The organism is Streptomyces sp. AK08-02, assembly GCF_033795085.1.
Lineage (GTDB): Bacteria > Actinomycetota > Actinomycetes > Streptomycetales > Streptomycetaceae > Streptomyces > Streptomyces echiniscabiei.
Map to the genome: position 1 here is coordinate 25,761 of NZ_JARAZV010000001.1, position 15,979 is coordinate 41,739.

Annotated in this window: 13 protein-coding genes; 2 read left to right on the forward strand and 11 right to left on the reverse strand. The window is 69.6% G+C overall.

The annotated features are described in order from the left end of the window. The first annotated feature begins 33 nt into the window (after positions 1 to 33). A complete protein-coding gene (locus tag PV734_RS00070) occupies positions 34 to 2,031 on the forward strand; it encodes a ThiF family adenylyltransferase (protein ID WP_319288440.1) in 1,998 nt (665 codons plus the stop codon). A 62-nt stretch (positions 2,032 to 2,093) separates the two neighbouring features. Here the strand turns inward: PV734_RS00070 and PV734_RS00075 are convergent, their stop codons facing one another. From PV734_RS00075 to PV734_RS00125, 11 genes are all read right to left on the reverse strand, one after another. Next, on the reverse strand, positions 2,094 to 2,819 hold the full coding sequence (locus tag PV734_RS00075; RefSeq protein WP_319288441.1) for a FadR/GntR family transcriptional regulator: 726 nt from the start codon (positions 2,817 to 2,819) through the stop codon (positions 2,094 to 2,096). Beyond that, positions 2,810 to 3,838 carry an aldo/keto reductase gene (locus PV734_RS00080; protein ID WP_319288442.1) on the reverse strand — a complete coding sequence of 343 codons (1,029 nt, stop codon included), beginning with the start codon at positions 3,836 to 3,838 and terminating at the stop codon, positions 2,810 to 2,812. Before PV734_RS00080 ends, PV734_RS00075 begins: the two co-directional genes overlap by 10 nt. 88 nt (positions 3,839 to 3,926) lie before the next feature. After that, on the reverse strand, positions 3,927 to 5,003 hold the full coding sequence (locus PV734_RS00085) for a sugar kinase (RefSeq protein WP_319091386.1): 1,077 nt from the start codon (positions 5,001 to 5,003) through the stop codon (positions 3,927 to 3,929). Then, complete coding sequence (locus PV734_RS00090) at positions 5,000 to 5,641, reverse strand: bifunctional 4-hydroxy-2-oxoglutarate aldolase/2-dehydro-3-deoxy-phosphogluconate aldolase (protein ID WP_319288443.1); 642 nt, start codon at positions 5,639 to 5,641, stop codon at positions 5,000 to 5,002. Before PV734_RS00090 ends, PV734_RS00085 begins: the two co-directional genes overlap by 4 nt. Next, positions 5,638 to 6,399, reverse strand: coding sequence for an SDR family oxidoreductase (locus PV734_RS00095; protein WP_319091389.1), 762 nt, complete (start codon positions 6,397 to 6,399; stop codon positions 5,638 to 5,640). The genes PV734_RS00090 and PV734_RS00095 overlap by 4 nt, the downstream gene beginning before the upstream one ends. Next, positions 6,396 to 7,448 carry a zinc-dependent alcohol dehydrogenase gene (locus PV734_RS00100; protein ID WP_319288444.1) on the reverse strand — a complete coding sequence of 351 codons (1,053 nt, stop codon included), beginning with the start codon at positions 7,446 to 7,448 and terminating at the stop codon, positions 6,396 to 6,398. Before PV734_RS00100 ends, PV734_RS00095 begins: the two co-directional genes overlap by 4 nt. Continuing rightward, positions 7,445 to 7,882 carry an RbsD/FucU domain-containing protein gene (locus PV734_RS00105; protein WP_319288445.1) on the reverse strand — a complete coding sequence of 146 codons (438 nt, stop codon included), beginning with the start codon at positions 7,880 to 7,882 and terminating at the stop codon, positions 7,445 to 7,447. Before PV734_RS00105 ends, PV734_RS00100 begins: the two co-directional genes overlap by 4 nt. A gap of 183 nt (positions 7,883 to 8,065) precedes the next feature. After that, positions 8,066 to 9,400, reverse strand: coding sequence for an enolase C-terminal domain-like protein (locus PV734_RS00110; protein ID WP_319091392.1), 1,335 nt, complete (start codon positions 9,398 to 9,400; stop codon positions 8,066 to 8,068). A 108-nt stretch (positions 9,401 to 9,508) separates the two neighbouring features. After that, entirely contained in the window at positions 9,509 to 10,552 is a 1,044-nt protein-coding gene (locus PV734_RS00115; protein ID WP_319091393.1) for an ABC transporter permease, read from the reverse strand. Further along, positions 10,545 to 12,107, reverse strand: a complete 1,563-nt coding sequence (locus PV734_RS00120) for a sugar ABC transporter ATP-binding protein (protein WP_319091394.1) — start codon at positions 12,105 to 12,107, stop codon at positions 10,545 to 10,547. The genes PV734_RS00115 and PV734_RS00120 overlap by 8 nt, the downstream gene beginning before the upstream one ends. Before the next feature lie 44 nt (positions 12,108 to 12,151). After that, entirely contained in the window at positions 12,152 to 13,213 is a 1,062-nt protein-coding gene (locus PV734_RS00125) for a sugar ABC transporter substrate-binding protein (protein ID WP_319091395.1), read from the reverse strand. Positions 13,214 to 13,690: 477 nt separating this feature from the next. Here PV734_RS00125 and PV734_RS00130 point away from each other — a divergent pair, with 477 nt between their 5' ends. Then, positions 13,691 to 15,922 (forward strand): alpha-L-fucosidase, encoded by a 2,232-nt coding sequence (locus PV734_RS00130; RefSeq protein WP_319288446.1) that lies wholly within the window; start codon positions 13,691 to 13,693, stop codon positions 15,920 to 15,922. Positions 15,923 to 15,979 lie beyond the last annotated feature (57 nt).

The following is a 15,979-nucleotide window of genomic DNA, read 5'->3' on the forward strand; positions in this document are numbered from 1 at the left end:
CGGGCGTTCTGTGCCGAGGGGGAGGCCGTCACCATGACGCGTGACACGGACGATCACGAGATGGACGTTCATGGCACGGACGAGCACGCCACGGACGTTCATGACACGGATCTGTCGGACGTCGCCGTGGCGGAGGCCGGGGCCGAGGCGGTGACCCGCAACCTCGGCATCGTCGACGAGCGTGAGCAGGCGGCGTTGCGTGCGGCGACCGTGCTCGTGGCAGGCTGCGGCAGTGTCGGCGGCGCGGTGGTGGAACCCCTGGCGCGGCTCGGCGTGATGCGCTTCCGGCTCGCCGACCCGGACCACTTCGACGTCACGAACCTGAACCGGCAGGCCTGTGTGCTCGCAGACGCCGGCCGGCCGAAGCCCGAGGTACTGGCCGAGCGGGTACGCGCCATCAATCCGTCCGCCGAGGTGACCGTCTGTCCGGAGGGGCTGACGCTGGAGAACCTGGACGAGGCGCTGGACGGTGTCCATGTCGCCTTCGACGCCATCGACCCGCAGATGTCCGCCTGGGTCAAGTACCAGCTCCACGAGCGTGCCGCACAGCGTGGCATCCCCGTTGTCGCGGGTGCGGACTTCGGCGGGAAACCGGCCGTGTACGTCTTCGACTACCGTCGCCGTCCGGTGCCGTTCTACGGCACCGCCACCGCCGAGGCCCACCGGGAGAGCCGCGTCTGGGACTCCGTGCGCTGGTTCGGCAGGTCCCACTTCCCCAGCGACTACCTCCCGGTCATGGCCGACCGGTTGTCCAACGGCGGCACCTGGCCGCAGATCTCCTACTGTGTGCTCGGTATGGGAGCGTTGGGCAGCAGGGTCGTACTGGACCTGCTGATGAACCGCAGGACGCGGCACGTCGTCACCGTGGACCTGCACGCGGCGGCCATGCCCCGCGCGGCGGCGCTCGCCCACCGCGTCCGGATGCCGCTGGAACTCGCGCGGACCCTGCGAGCGGTCCGGACGGCGGCCCGGGCATCGGCTCAGGCGTCGACCCGCCTCCGCCCGTCCGAGTCCGCGGCCCCGCCCGTACGTCAGCTTCCCGAACGTCTCGGGATCGTGCTGCGGGGTGCCCGGCTCGCACCGTCCCCGTACAACGCCCAGCCCTGGCGCTTCGAGCCGGTCGACAGGCGTACGGTGCGACTCGCACCGGACCCCGGGCGCTGGCCCTCCGCCGCAGCCGACCCGCTGGGCTGGGCGGAGAGCCTCGGCTGTGCGGTGGGGGCGATGTCCTACCTCGCCCACGGGGAGTGGGAGGACGGCGGCGCCACCTCCGGTCCGGGTGAGGCGGACTGGTTCGCGGGCCGGTTCCACTGCGACCGACTGCGCGACGACGTGCTCGCCCGGCAGGGAGCCCTCGGCCTGCGCAGCACCCACCGGGAAGATCTGCTGCGGACACCGCTCGACGGGACCACCCTGAAGCGGATCGAACTGACGTGCACCGAGCAGAACCTCACCCTGGAAACGGTCACCGGAGCCACGGCTCTGGGCCGGCTCTCCCGCACCGAGCTCGACGCCGGGAAGGACGGGCGCGCCGACGACGGTGCGCTGCGGGAATGGCTGAGGGAACGAGCAAGGACCGAGGACGGCCGACGCTCGTTCGGCGATCCGAGCGATCTGCTCGCCGCATCGGGAACGCCCCGTGCCGTCGGCCGAGTCCTGGGAAGCCGGATGGTGCCACCCCGGTGGGCGACACCACCGGCCATGGCGACGTCCCGTCTCCTGGCCCGCGGACTGCGCAACTGCGGAGCCGTACTGGTCCTGCGGGGCCCCCGGCGGACGATCACCGACAGGCTCGACGCGGGTGTGGCGCTGATGCGCGTGTGGCTCGCGTTGACCGAGGCCGGATACGCGGCCCAGCCTCTGGGCTACGAATCCGGCGTACCGGCTGCCCTCCGGACCGGTGGCGGGGACCCGGACAACGCGGTACTGGCGGTGCTGCGGGCGGGACGGGCCACCACCGCGCCGGCCCGCCAGGTGACGCGCTGCCCGACCGACGCTTCCGTGCGGTGGACCGGATGGACGGGACAGTGACCGAAGTCCTGCCCGTCCCTGCCCGTCCCTGGCCGCCCCTGCCCGGTTCGGGAGTGTGTGGGCTACTTCTTCTGCGTGGCCGCTTCGGAGGGGAGGGGTTGGGTGACGCGCAGGTGCTCCTTCAGCGCCTGCGCGGTGTTGCTGACGTGCAGCAGGGCGGCGGCCTGGCTGAGGGCGCTGTCGCGCGTGGTGAGTGCCGCGTAGATCGCCTCGTGCTCGGCGAGGGTCCGGCCCGCCGCCTGGTCGTCGACCAGGCCACGCCAGATCCTCGCGCGCAGGGTTCGGCCGGAGACGCCCTCCAGCAGGGTGAGCAGGGTTTCGTTGCCTGTCGCCGCGACCACCGCGCGGTGGAAGGCCGCGTCGTGCGCGTTGAGCAGTTCGACGTCCTCGCGTGCCTCGCGCATGGCGTCCAAGTGGCTCTTGACCTCGACCAGTTGGTCGTCGGAGATGCGCGTGGCGGCCAGTGCGGTGGCGGCCGGTTCGAGGAGCCGCCGTACCTCCATGAGGTCCTGCAGGACGGCGGAGTCGCCCTGCAGGAGTTCGACCGCCCCGCCCAGTCCCTCCAGGAGCAGGCTGGGCTGGAGACTGGTGACGTAGGTGCCGTCGCCCCGGCGGACCTCCAGGATTCGGGCGACGGCCAGTGCCTTGACCGCCTCGCGGGCGAGATTGCGGGACAGGCCCAGCTGGGCGGCCAGATCCGGCTCCGGGGGGAGTTTGGAGCCCGGAGGCAGCGCCCCGGTGCGGATCAGCTCGCGGATCCGTTCGATGGCCTTGTCCGTCAGCGACACTGGGCACTCCCTCCCCGCCCGTGGGCACCGTTCACGTCCGCTCGGATCAGCCCCTGGGCGCGGAGTTCGTCCCAGAGGCCTTCGGGGACGGGCTGCCCGTGGAGTTCCATGTTTCGTCCGACCTGTTCCTGAGTCCGCATGCCGAGAGTGACATTGATGATACTGGGATGGGTGCGGGGAAAGGCGATCGCGGCGGCGGGCAGTGTCGTCCCGAAGGCCGAGCAGACGTCGGCGATCGCTCGTGCGCGGTCGACCAGTTCGGGTGGGGCGTCCTGGTAGTCGTATTTCATGCCTTCGGTGGGGTGGTTGTGGGAGAGGAGTCCTGAGTTGAAGACGCCGACGGCGACGACGCTTTTGTGGAGTTCCTGGGCGGTGGGGAGGACGTCGTCGAGTGCTGTCTGGTCGAGGAGGGTGTAGCGGCCGGCGAGCATGACGATGTCCGTGGGGGTCTCGCGGAGGAAGCGGGTGAGCATGGGTGTCTGGTTCATGCCGGCGCCGATCGCGCCCACCACACCCTGGTCGCGGAGTTCGGCGAGGGTGGGCATGGCTTCGTCGGCGGCTTGTCGCCAGTGGTCGTCGGGGTCGTGGAGGTAGACGATGTCGAGGCGGTCGAGACCGGTGCGGTGGAGTGTGTCGTCGATGGAGCGCAGGATGCCGTCGCGGCTGAAGTCCCATTGGCGGCGCAGGTCGTCACGGACGACGAAGCCCTCGCTGTCGACGCCCTGCGGGTGCTCGTTGGGTACGAGTAGCCGGCCGACCTTGGAGGAGACGACGTACTCGGTACGGGGCCGGTGCCGTAGTGCCGCGCCCAGGCGCCGTTCGGACAGGCCCAGGCCGTAGTGCGGGGCTGTGTCGAAGTAGCGGATGCCGGCCTCCCAGGCCGCCTCGATCGCCGAGGCCGCGTCGGCGGCCTGGGTGACGCGGAACAGATTGCCGATGACCGAGGCTCCGAAGCCGAGTTCGGTGAGTTCGACAGAGGTGTCCGTGATCCTTCGACGCGCAACGGTCCGATGTCTCAACTGTGCTCCTTGCGACTGCGACTGCGACTGCGACTGCGACTGCGAGTCGGGATACGGATACGGATACGGGTCCGGACGGCGCGGCGGGTCAGCGGCTGACGGCTGCTGTGCCGCCTGCCATGAGCGCTTCGACTTCGGTGAGTGTGGCCATGCTGGTGTCGCCGGGGGTGGTCATGGTGTGGGCGCCGTGGGCCGTGCCGTAGGCGAGGGCGCGTTCCAGGTGGGCGACTGTCAACGGGCCCGGCCAGGGCTCGTCGCCGGTGAGCAGGCCGTGGATGAGGCCGGCGGCGAAACTGTCGCCGGAGCCGATGCGGTCGAGGATGTGCAGGCCCGGCATATGGGGGCCGGCGACGTAGCCGGTGTCGGGCGACCAAGCGGCGGAGGACCAGTCGTTGACCGCGGCTGAGGGCACTTCGCGCAGGGTCGTCGCCAGCACTCTGGCGGTGGGCAGGCGGCTGGCGATGTCGGCCAACGCGTCCGGTACTTCGTCGGTGTTCATACGTCGGGCCTCGGGGCTGGTTCCGGCGAGGCCGAGGGCGCCGACGACGACGTCCGCGTGCCGGGCGAGGTGCAGGTCGACCTGGCGGGCGGCGGCGGCCCCGCCCCGGTTGGCCCAGAGGCTGGGACGGTAGTTGGGGTCGTAGGAGACGGTGACGCCGTGGCGGCGTGCCGTGGTCATGGCTTCGTCGGCGACGTCGAGGGTGGTGTCGGAGAGGGCGGCGAAGATGCCGCCGGTGTGGAACCAGCGGACGCCGCCGCTGAAGATGGTGTCCCAGTCGATGTCGCCCCTGCGGAGCTGGGACGTGGCGGTGTGGGTGCGGTCGCTGACGCCGAGGGCTCCGCGGATGCCGTAGCCACGTTCGACGAAGTTGAGTCCGTTGCGGGTGGTGCGGCCGTTGTGGTTGTCGAGTGCCCATCGGATGTGGGAGGTGTCGACGCCGCCCTGGAGGATGAGGTCCTCGACCAGGCGGCCGACGGGGTTGTCCGTGAGAGCGGTGACGATGGCGGTGCGTAGTCCGAAGCAGCGGCGTAGGCCGCGGACGACGTTGTATTCGCCGCCGCCTTCCCAGACGTGGAAGGTTCGGGTGGTGCGGATGCGTCCTTCGCCGGGATCGAAGCGGAGCATGACCTCGCCGAGGGCGATCACGTCGGTCGTCCCGGTCATGGTGTGCTCCTGTCCACGGCTTCGCGGGTGAGGCGGCTGATGGTCGCGTAGTCGCCCTGTGCCAGGTGGGTGGGGGTGGCCATCCAACTGCCTCCGACGGCGAGGACCGAGGGCTCGGCCAGGTAGGCGGCGAGATGCTCGGACCTGATCCCGCCGGTGGGCACGAAGCGGGCCTGCGGGAAGGGCGCGCTGAGAGCCAGGAGGGTGGCCAGGCCGCCCAGGGCTTCGGCGGGGAACAGTTTCACTGTGTCGACACCGGCGCGCAGAGCGCGCATCAGCTCCGTGGCGGTGGCGATGCCGGGGATCACGGGAACGCCCAACTCCCGGCATTTGGCGACGACTTCCTCGTCGTAGCCGGGGGAGACGACGAAGCGGGCTCCTGCCTCCACGGCCCGTTCCGCCTGTTCGGGGGTGAGGACGGTGCCGGCGCCGACGGTGAGTCCGCCGTGAGCCGCCATTTCCCTGACTACCTGTTCGGCACCCGGGGTGCGAAAGGTGACTTCGGCACAGGCGGCGCCGCCCGCCGTGAGCGCCTCGGTCAGTGGGGCGGCGGTGGTGTGGTCCGGCACGGTCAGTACGGGTATCAGGCGGGCGCCCCCGAGGACGCCGGCCAGGGCCGGATCACTGGTGGCGTTCATCGGCCGAGCCATCCGCCGTCGATGGGGAGGGTGGTGCCGTGGATGTAGTTGGCGGCGTTGGAGGCGAGGAAGACGGTGGCGCCGGTGAGGTCGTCGGGGTGGCCCCAGCGGCCGGCGGGGATGCGTTGGAGGATGGCTGTGTTGCGGTCCGGGTCGTTTTGGAGGGCTTGGGTGTTGTCGGTGGTGATGTAGCCGGGGGCGATGGCGTTGACGTTGACGCCGTGGGGGGCCCATTCGTTGGCGAGGGCTTTGGTGAGTCCGGTGATGCCGTGTTTGGCGGCGGTGTAGCCGGGGACGGTGATGCCGCCCTGGAAGCTGAGCAGCGAGGCGGTGAAGATGACCTTTCCCTGGCCTCGGGCGATCATGGCTCCGCCGATGGCGCGGGTGAGCGTGAACTGTGCGGTGAGGTTGACCTGGAGGACCAGGTTCCAGTCGTCGTCGGTGTGTTCGGCGGCGGGGGCGCGGCGGATGGTGCCGGCGTTGTTGACGAGGATGTCGACGGGCCGGGTGCGTGTGGCGAGGTCGGCGCCGAGGGTTCGTACGGCTTCGGGGTCGGCGAAGTCGGTGCGGATGGCCTCGAACGTACGGCCCGCTGCGGTGACGTCCTTTTCCACGTCGCTGCCGGAGTGTTCCAGCGAGGCGCTCACCCCGATGATGTCGGCGCCTGCTTGGGCGAGGGCGCGGGCCATGGCCCGGCCGATGCCGCGCCGGGCTCCGGTGACGACGGCCAGTCTTCCGGTGAGGTCGAAGGCGTTCATACGGCGGCTCCCTGGGCGTCGTCGCTGTCGTCGGTGCAGTTCACGAGGATCTTCATCACGTCTCCGCCGCCCTCCAGCGCCTCGAACGCGGCGGGCGCCTGGGTGAGGGGCACGACCTTGGTGATCAGCCGGTCGGCGGGAATGGTGCCGTCGGCGACGAGGGTTACGGCTTTCTCGAAGTCGGTGCGGTCGTACAACCGGGCACCGATGAGGGTGAGTTCACGCCAGAAGAAGCGGTGGAGGTTGATCTCGCGCGGCCGGGGGTGGATGGCGACGAGGCACAGCCGGCCGCGGACGCCGAGCACGTCGACGGCGGTGTCCACGCCGCCTGCCGCGCCGGACACCTCGAAGGCCACGTCGGCGCCCGCGTCCCCGGTCCATTCCCGTACGAGTTCGGGCACGTCCACGGCGGCCGGGTCCCAGGTGGTGAGCCCCAGCTCTGCGGCGATGGTGCGGCGGTGGGGGCTGAGTTCCACCACGCGGACGTCGGCTCCGGTGGCTCGGGCGACGAGGGCGATGAGGATGCCGACGGGTCCGCCGCCGACCACCACGACCCGCTCGCCGCCGCGTACCCCGGCCCGGCCGACGTCGTGGACGGCGACGGCGGTGGGTTCGACGAGGGCGGCGTGGTCCAGGGCTAGGGAGTCGGGCAGCCGTATCAGGGTGGAGGCGGGCACCGTCCATCGCTGTTGCATCGCGCCGGGGGAGTCGATGCCGATGAAGTCGAGGTGCTGGCAGATGTGCTGGTGGCCGTTGCGGCAGGCGGGGCAGGTGTTGTCCCAGCGCAGGGGCATGACGGTGACTGCGTCGCCGGGTGCCCAGCCTTCGACGTCGGGGCCGGTGCGGGTGATGCGGCCGGCCATCTCGTGGCCGATGACGGCGGGGGTGTGGACGCGGGTGTCCATGTCGCCGTGGAAGATGTGCAGGTCGGTGCCGCAGATCCCGACGTAGGCGGGGGCGAGTTCCACCTCGCCCGGACCGGGAGCGGGGGTCTCGACCGCAGCGGTGTCGAGGGTGCGGGCGGCGGTGTAGCGGACGGCGAGGGTCATCGTGTGCTCAGGGTCCTCTCTGCGCGGACGCCGATGGTCAGCAGCAGGTTCGCGTAGGTGCGGATGTCGGCGGTGACGATCGCCAGTGCCAGGTCGGGGGAGCGGGCGGCGTCGTAGAACTCGAAGCGGCCGAGTGTCTCGACCGGGACGGGCGTCAGTCGGCCGCGGTACTCCGCGATGGCCGGCGGCTCCGGCTCGCCCTCGGGCGGCACCATCACGTGGGCCGACTCGATCGGCAGAGCGGTCAACAGGACGTCGAGCACGCTGGTGACGTCCAGCAGGCCCGGTGCCAGGTTCAGGTGGACTGTGCGGGCGCGCTCGCCGGTGGCCGTACTGGCGGGATAGTGGCCGTCGGCGAGCAGCACCCGGGCGCCGTGGCCGGCTCCGGCCAGCGCTTCGAGGATCCCGGGGTGCAGCAGCTCGGTCAGGAGCACGGTGTTCTCGCCTTCTCGACGGGGCTTGCGGGGTGTTCGGGCTGTTCGGGTGATTCGGTGTGCCCGGGGGAGCCGACACACCGGACGCCGGACGCCGGACGCCGGACGCCGGACAGGGGCGCGGTCGCTCGCAGGTCGGCCGCGCCGAAGCCGGGCCGGCGGGGGTCCACCGGGCGCCGGGTGTCAGACACGGGCGGCCCAGACCGGGCCGTCGGGGTACGTGTACTCCTTGAGGGACTCGGGGTGCATCTGGGCGCTGAGTCCGGGGAGGGTGGGGGCGAGGTAGTGGCCGTCGGCGATGCGCACCGGGTCGACGAAGTGCTCGTGCAGGTGGTCGACGTACTCGATGACGCGGTCCTCGGTCGTACCGGAGACGGCGACGTAGTCGAACATCGAGAGGTGCTGGACCATCTCGCACAGGCCGACCCCGCCCGCGTGGGGGCAGACGGGCACGCCGAACTTCGCGGCGAGCAGCAGGATGGCGAGGTTCTCGTTGACGCCGCCGACCCGCGCGGAGTCGATCTGCACGATGTCCACGGAGCCGGCCTGCAGGAGCTGCTTGAACACGACCCGGTTGGCGATGTGTTCGCCGGTGGCGACCTTGATGGGGGTGAGGGCCTTGCGGACGGCGGCGTGGCCGAGGATGTCGTCGGGAGAGGTGGGCTCCTCGATCCAGTACGGGTCGTAGGGGGCCAGTTCGCGCATCCAGTCGATCGCGGGCTGCACGTCCCATCTCTGGTTGGCGTCCACGGCGATGCGGATACCGGCCCCGACCGCCGCACGGGCGGCGCGCATGCGCCGTATGTCGTCCTGCAGGTCCGCGCCGACCTTCAGCTTGATCTGGGTGAAGCCGTCCGCGACCGCTTCGCGGGCCAGCCGGGTCAACTTCTCGTCGGAGTAGCCGAGCCAGCCGGGGGTGGTGGTGTAGGCGGGGTAGCCGCGGTCCAGGAGGAGGGCGACGCGCTCCGCGCGGCCGGGTTCGGCATTCCGCAGGATCTCCAGCGCCTCTTCGGGGGTGAGAGCGTCGCTCAGCCAGCGGAAGTCGACCTGGGCGACCAGTTCCTCGGGCGACATCTCGCCGAGGAAGCGCCAGACGGGCTTTCCGGCACGCTTGGCCGCGAGGTCCCAGGCCGCGTTGACGACGGCGCCGGTCGCCATGTGGATGGCGCCCTTCTCCGGTCCCAGCCAGCGCAGTTGGGGATCGTGGACCAGGGAGCGGGAGAACGCGCCGAGGTCGGCGCAGACCTCCTCCACCGACAGACCGACGACGTGCGGGGCGAGGGCCGCGATGGCCGCCGCCTGGACGTCGTTGCCGCGGCCCGTGGTGAAGGCCAGGGCGTGGCCCTCCAGCCCGTCGCCCGCATCGGTGCGCAGGACCACGTAGGCGGCCGAGTAGTCGGGCTCGGGGTTCATCGCGTCCGAACCGTCCAGATGCTCCGACGTCGGGAAGCGTACGTCGAGGACGTCCATGGCGATGATGCGAGCGGATGCCGATACGGGGGACGCAGCGGAGAACATGGCAACTCCTAGGGGGCAGGGGGCGTGGACCCCGCGACGAGAGAGAGGAGGACAGCGGGGGGTTCGGTGGCCGTGCGGTTCCCGCGGATCCCGGCGACGGCGGCCTGCTCAGTCCTGGACCTTGCCGCCCGTGATGCGCGAGATCATCAGTGCGACCAGGATGATCAGGCCGTTGAGGGCGCCGATCCACTGCGCGGGGACGCCGCCCAGGGTGAGCACGTTCTGGATCATGAAGAGCAGCAGGATGCCGCTGAAGGCCCCGAACATCGTGCCCTTGCCGCCGTTGAGGCTGATTCCGCCGATGACGGCGGCGGCGAAGACGGTGAAGATGTAGCCGTTGCCCTGCGCGGAGGCCACCGAGGCCAGCCGGCCCGAGAGCAGCAGTCCGGCGAGGGCGGCGAGCACACTGCCGGTGACCAGGACGATCCACAGCACCCGGTCGGTACGGATACCGGCCGCCTTCGCGGCGTCGACGTTGCCGCCGATCGCGTACAGGGAGCGGCCGAAACTGGTCCAGCCGAGAACCACGATGGCGATCGCGAACAGTGCCAGGCAGATCCAGATGGAGGCCGGCATCCCGAACCACTGAGCCGTGCCCAGGTAGAGCATCGACTCCGGCAGCTGGAAGAAGGTCTGGCCGCCCGAGATGCCGGTCAGGACACCGCGCAGCACGATCAGCATGCCGAGGGTGACGATGAAGCCGTTGAGGCCGAAGCGGATGATCAGCAGGGAGTTGACCACCCCGATCAGCGCGCCCACGGCGAGGGTGACCGGGATCGCCCAGGCACCGGGGAGGAGCCCGAGGCCGTGTCCCGCGCCGGTCGGCACCACCAGCCAGGCCGCGACGCCGGGCGCGAGGCCCATGGTCGACTCCAGGGAGAGGTCCATCTTCTTGACGATCAGGATCATCGTCTGGGCGAGGACCAGCAGCGCGATCTCGGACATCGTCTGCAGAACGTTGATCAGGTTGTCGGTCTGCAGGAAGACCGGACTGACGATCTGTCCGACGATCGCGATCGCGACGATCGCGGGGACGAGCGCGAGGTCGCGCAGCCTGGCCAGCGGTATCCGGCCGCCGAAGAGCGCGGTCCGCCGGGCCCCCGGCTCGGCGGCCTTCGGCGCGGGAGTCTCGGCGAGAACGGTGTCAGGCATGAAGGTCCACTCCTTCCATCGCGGCCACGAGGTCGTGGTCGTGCCAGCCGCGGGTGATCTCTGAGGTCACTCGGCCCTGGAACATCACCAGGACCCGGTCGCACATCCGCAGGTCGTCGAGTTCGTCGGAGGCGATGAGCACTCCGGTCCCGGTCTCCGCGGTCTCCTCGACCTTGCCGAGGAGGAACTCCTTGGAGCGCACGTCCACGCCCGCGGTCGGGTTGATCAGGACCAGCAGCCGGGGGTCGTCGGCCAGGGCGCGGGCCATGACGACCTTCTGCTGATTGCCCCCGGACAGCGCCGACACGGGCAGCTCGGGACCCGGCGTCTTGATCGCCAGGTTCTCGATCAGCCCCTCGGCGAGCCGGTCCCGGGTCCGGCCGCTGACGAACCCGTTCCTGCCGAGCCGGTGGGGCACGGACAGGGTGGCGTTGTCCGCGATCGACATGTCGGGAACGAAGCCCTGGTGGTGGCGGTCCTGCGGGACGAAACCGGCGCCCGCGGCGAGCGCGGCGGGAACGCTCCCAGGCCGGGGCCGCCGCCCGGCGATCTCGACCAGGCCACCGTCCGGGGCTCGCAGTCCTACGACGGTCTCGGCGACCTCCGTACGACCGCTGCCCGCGGCTCCCGCGAGCCCGACGATCTCACCGGCGCCGATCCGGAAGGTGACGCCGTCGTAGGAGCCGCCGCTCAGTTCGCTGACGCTCAGTGCCGCTGTCGTGTCGGCGCTCAGGGTGCTCGGCCGCTCCTCGCGCCGGTCGCCCGCCGCCTCGCCGGTCATGGCGGCGACGAGTTCGGTGCGGGGAAGCTCGGCGACCGGGGCGGTCAGGATGTGCCGGGCGTCCCGGAACACCGTCACCATGTCGCAGATCTCGTAGACCTCCTGGAGATGGTGACTGATGAACAGGAAGGTCACGCCCTGGCCCTGCAGGTCCCGAATCCGGTCGAAGAGCCGGTTGATCGCCGCTCCGTCGAGCTGGGCGGTCGGCTCGTCGAGGACGATGAACCGGGCGCCGAACGACAGCGCGCGGGCGATCTCGACGAACTGCCGCTGTTCCACGTTCAGTTCACCGGCCGGGGTCTGCGGATCCACGTCCACCGACCAGGTCGACAGCAGCTCCTGTGCCCGGCGCCGCACGCCCTGCCAGGTGATGAGCCGGCTGCGGCCGTGATCGTGCCGGTTCAGGAAGAGGTTCTCGGCGACGGTGAGCGTGGGGATGATCGTCGACTTCTGGTAGACGCAGGCCACCCGGCTGCGCCAGGCGTCGCGGTCCGAGGGCCGGGGGGCCGGGGCGCCGCCGAAGGTGACCGTGCCCTCGTCGGGTGCCTGAAGCCCGGTGAGGACGGACACCAGGGTCGACTTGCCGGCTCCGTTGCGGCCGACGAGCGCGTGGGTCTCGCCGGGCCTGATGGTGATCCGGGCGCCGTTCAGCGCCACCGTCGGACCGAATCGTTTGACTATGCCCGTCGCCTCGACGACGGGCGGGCCGGCCGTGGCCCGTCCGTCGTCCGCCGGGGCGGGCACGGGGGTGACTGCTCGCTCCCCGTCGCTCATCTCAACCGCCTTGGGTTCGTTGGTCCGGAAGTCCTGACGATCCGTCAGCCGAGGTTGTTGCCCCAGAGGGACTTGTCGTCGCTCCTGATGCTGGGGACACCGCCGTAGGTACCGCCGTCGGCGGTGACGAGCGGGGCGGAGAGCTGGTCCTCCAGCAGGCCGTCACGGACCTGGATGATGGTGCTGTCGTGGTCCGTCCTGCCCGGCTTGAACGTCTTCCCGTCGATCGCGGCCTTCAGGTAGTACAGGGCGTACTTGGCGTAGAGGTCGGCCGGCTGGGAGACGGTGGCGTCGATCTTGCCCTCGCCGATGGACTTGAGCTCCTCGGGGATGCCGTCGTTGGAGACCACGAACACGTGCTTCTTGTCCGAAGGTTCGACCAGCAGGCCCTTCTGCTTGAGGACCTGGAGGGTGCCGGCCAGGGCGAAACTGGACTGCATGTAGACGCCCTTGATGTCCGGGTTCGCGGTCAGGTCGGTCTGCAGCTTCTGCGCCGCGACGGCGCCGTCCCAGTTGGTGGCCTCGCCGAACACCTTGATGTCCGGGTAGTTCTTCTTCATGCAGTCGTTGAACGCCTCAGTGCGGTCACGGCCGTTGATGGAGTCCAGACCGCCCTGGAGCATGACGACCTTGCCCTTGCCGCCCAGCTTGGTGCCCAGGTACTGGCACGCCTTCTCGCCGTACGCCCGGTTGTCGGCGCGCACCACCATGAAGACCTTGCCGCTGTCGGGGCGCGTGTCCACGGTGACGACCGGGATCTTCTTCGCATCCAGCTGTGCCAGCGTCGGCGCGATGGCGGCGGTGTCCTGCGGGGCCATCGCCACACCCTTGACGCCCTGGCTGATGAACGTCTGCGCGTTGGCCGTCAGCTTGGCGACGTCGTTCTGCGAGTTGGTGGTCTTGAGCGAGAGGCCGAGCTCCTTCGCGTACTCCGGCGTGTACTTGATGTACGAGTTCCAGAAGTCGGTGTCGGAACGCGGGTAGTCCACGCCGACCAGCGGCGCGCCGCTCGACGACGTCGAGGTGTCGGAGCCGCTGCCACAGGCGCTGACCAGTGCCAGGGCGGACAGGGCGGCGCTGGAACAGAGAGCGTTTCTGAGTCTCATCGGTACTTCCTCACGCTGGTCCCGAAGCGGGAGATTTTCCACATAGGCGACAATCGTCTGTCGTCGTCTGGGAGAGATGGGATGTTTATAGGGTGTGCGGCGAGGCACTGTCTAGCCCCTGGTGTGATTTCCCCGAAACATGCAGGTCCACTGTTGAGCGGGATGCCGCGATGGCGGCTATAGAAGCGAGATCCATCCCATCAATCGATCACATTGCTATGCGTTAGCCGCCCGGACGCCGCCGTACTGTTTCCGAAGACATGCGATGTCTGGTCGACGAAATAACTCAACAGAACTAAATAAAACGCACAAAACGCCTGGTCAAGGGATGCTACTCATCCCTGCACGCCCGTTGACATCCCGGGGACACATGGTCGATCTTCGTGCGTAACAAGTGGCGACCCGGACACCGTGAGCGGCGGCGGACTCCCGTGCCCCTGTCCCGTCTCCGTCACCTTCCGCATCGAGGATGTCTTCATGTCGATTTCGAGCAACAGGCGCCAGTTCCTGGCCAGTGCCACCTTCGTGGCCGCGACGGCCGTCGCCGGAGGCATCTTCGGTGCGGTTGGCGCGCAGGCGGCGCCCAGCACGTACACACCCGACTGGAACTCGGTCGACCAGCACCCGGCGGCCCCCGCGTGGTTCCAGGACGCCAAGTTCGGCATCTACTTCCACTGGGGCGTCTTCAGTGTTCCCGCGTACGGCAACGAGTGGTACCCGCGCAACATGTACGAGAGCGGCAACAACGCCAACCAGCATCACATCGCGACCTACGGCCAGCCCTCCGCCTGGCCGTACCACAACTTCATCAACGGCGCGAAGGACCTGGCGGGCAACACCGTGCAGTTCGCCCCGAAGCTGAAGTCGGCGGGCGGCAACTTCGACCCCGACGAATGGGTGCAGCTGTTCGTCGACGCGGGCGCGAAGTACGCCGGGCCGGTCGCCGAGCACCACGACGGCTTCTCGATGTGGGACAGCCAGGTCAACGAGTGGAACTCGGTCGCCAAGGGGCCGAAGCTGGACCTGCTGGGCCTGTTCACCACGGCCATCCGCAACAGGGGCCTCAAGCTGCTGGTCGCCATGCACCACGCGTACAACTACAACGGCTTCTACGAGTTCGCGCCCGCCCAGACCGACCCCAGCCTGAAGAAGCTCTACGGGCAGCTCGGTGCGGCGGCGGAGAACCAGCTCTGGTACGACAAGCTGAAGGAAGTCATCGACCGGGCCAGGCCCGACATCCTCTGGCAGGACTTCAAGCTGGACGCCGTGGACGAGACACAGCGGCTGAAGTTCCTGTCGTACTACTACAACCAGGCCAACAGCTGGGGCCGCGAGGTCGTCGCCACGTACAAGGACGGCATGAACGGCAAGGGCGAGGTCTTCGACTACGAGCGGGGCGGGCCGGGCGACCTCACGACCCCCTACTGGCTGACCGACGACAGCATCTCCAGCTCCAGTTGGTGCTACACGCAGGGCATCGGCTACTACAGCACCAAGCAGATGCTGCACTCGTTCCTCGACCGGGTCAGCAAGAACGGCAACGTGCTGCTGAACATCGCGCCGATGGCCGACGGGACCATCCCCCAGGCGCAGAAGGACATCCTGCTCGGCATCGGCGACTACCTGAAGCGCTTCGGCGAGTCCGTGTACTCGACCCGCGCCTGGAGCGTGTACGGCGAAGGCCCGACGAAGATGGGTGGCGGGTCCTTCACCAACCCGACCGCCGGCACGGCACAGGACATCCGCTTCACCCGCGACAAGGCGAACACCGTGCTGTACGCCACCGTCCTGGGCTGGCCCGGCAGTTCACTGACGATCAAGACGCTCGCCGCGGGCCAGATCAATCTCTCCTCGCTGACGTCGGTGAAACTGCTCGACTCGACGGCCGGCAGCTACATCAGTCTCCCGACACCGGTACAGACTTCCTCCGGGCTGACGGTGTCCCTGCCGTCCTCGGCGCCGTACAACGCCAACGCCTACGTCCTGAAGCTCGCCTTCTCCGGCGGGATTCCCAGCCTGCGGCCGCTGACCGGTGCCGTCGCCTTCAAGGACGTCAACTACGCCGATCCCGGTACCGTCCTCGCCGTCGGCGACTACACCGCGGCCCAGTTGCAGCAGGCCGGCCTGGGCTCGCTCAGCCTGTCATCGCTCTGGCTGGCCCCCGGCTACCGGCTCGTCGGCTACTCGGGCGACAACTTCACCGGTACCTCGTGGACCTTCACCGCGGACAACCCCGACCTCAGGGTCACCGGCAACAACGACCAGGTCACCTCACTGAGAGTCCAGTTCAACCCGGCGACGTACTTCCGGATCACCAACGTCACCAACGGGCTCGCGCTGGACAGCGGCGGCAGCACAACCTTGGGGGCCAGCCTCAAGCAGTGGACATGGGACGGCAGCCCCAACCTGCAGTGGCAGGCGGTGGACATCGGCAACGGCTACTACCGGCTGGTCAACCGCACCACCGGCATGGTCGCCGACGGCTGGGGCGCCACGACCGCCGGCTCCGTCGCCCAGCAGGCGACGTGGAACGGCGGAAACAACCAGCAGTGGACGATCACCCACAGGGGCGCCGGCCGCTACTCGATAGCCAACCGCACCAGCGGCCTGGTCCTCGACGGAGGTGGCAACGTCGCCTCCGGCTCCGTCACCAAGCAGTGGACGTACGACGGCAGCACCAACCTGCTGTGGACCTTCACGGCGCTCTGATCCGTCAGGCCTGCGGGTGGTGGCCCGCCGTCGACGGCGCGCCACCACCCGCACGGA

Bases quoted from the DNA above. Each gene is read 5' to 3' on its own strand.
- PV734_RS00070 (WP_319288440.1), top strand. From the start codon at position 34: ATGACGCGTGACACGGACGATCACGAGATGGACGTTCATGGCACGGAC.
- PV734_RS00085 (WP_319091386.1), bottom strand. From the start codon at position 5,003: ATGACCGGGACGACCGACGTGATCGCCCTCGGCGAGGTCATGCTCCGC.
- PV734_RS00090 (WP_319288443.1), bottom strand. From the start codon at position 5,641: ATGAACGCCACCAGTGATCCGGCCCTGGCCGGCGTCCTCGGGGGCGCC.
- PV734_RS00095 (WP_319091389.1), bottom strand. From the start codon at position 6,399: ATGAACGCCTTCGACCTCACCGGAAGACTGGCCGTCGTCACCGGAGCC.
- PV734_RS00100 (WP_319288444.1), bottom strand. From the start codon at position 7,448: ATGACCCTCGCCGTCCGCTACACCGCCGCCCGCACCCTCGACACCGCT.
- PV734_RS00110 (WP_319091392.1), bottom strand. From the start codon at position 9,400: ATGTTCTCCGCTGCGTCCCCCGTATCGGCATCCGCTCGCATCATCGCC.
- PV734_RS00115 (WP_319091393.1), bottom strand. From the start codon at position 10,552: ATGCCTGACACCGTTCTCGCCGAGACTCCCGCGCCGAAGGCCGCCGAG.
- PV734_RS00120 (WP_319091394.1), bottom strand. From the start codon at position 12,107: ATGAGCGACGGGGAGCGAGCAGTCACCCCCGTGCCCGCCCCGGCGGAC.
- PV734_RS00125 (WP_319091395.1), bottom strand. From the start codon at position 13,213: ATGAGACTCAGAAACGCTCTCTGTTCCAGCGCCGCCCTGTCCGCCCTG.
- PV734_RS00130 (WP_319288446.1), top strand. From the start codon at position 13,691: ATGTCGATTTCGAGCAACAGGCGCCAGTTCCTGGCCAGTGCCACCTTC.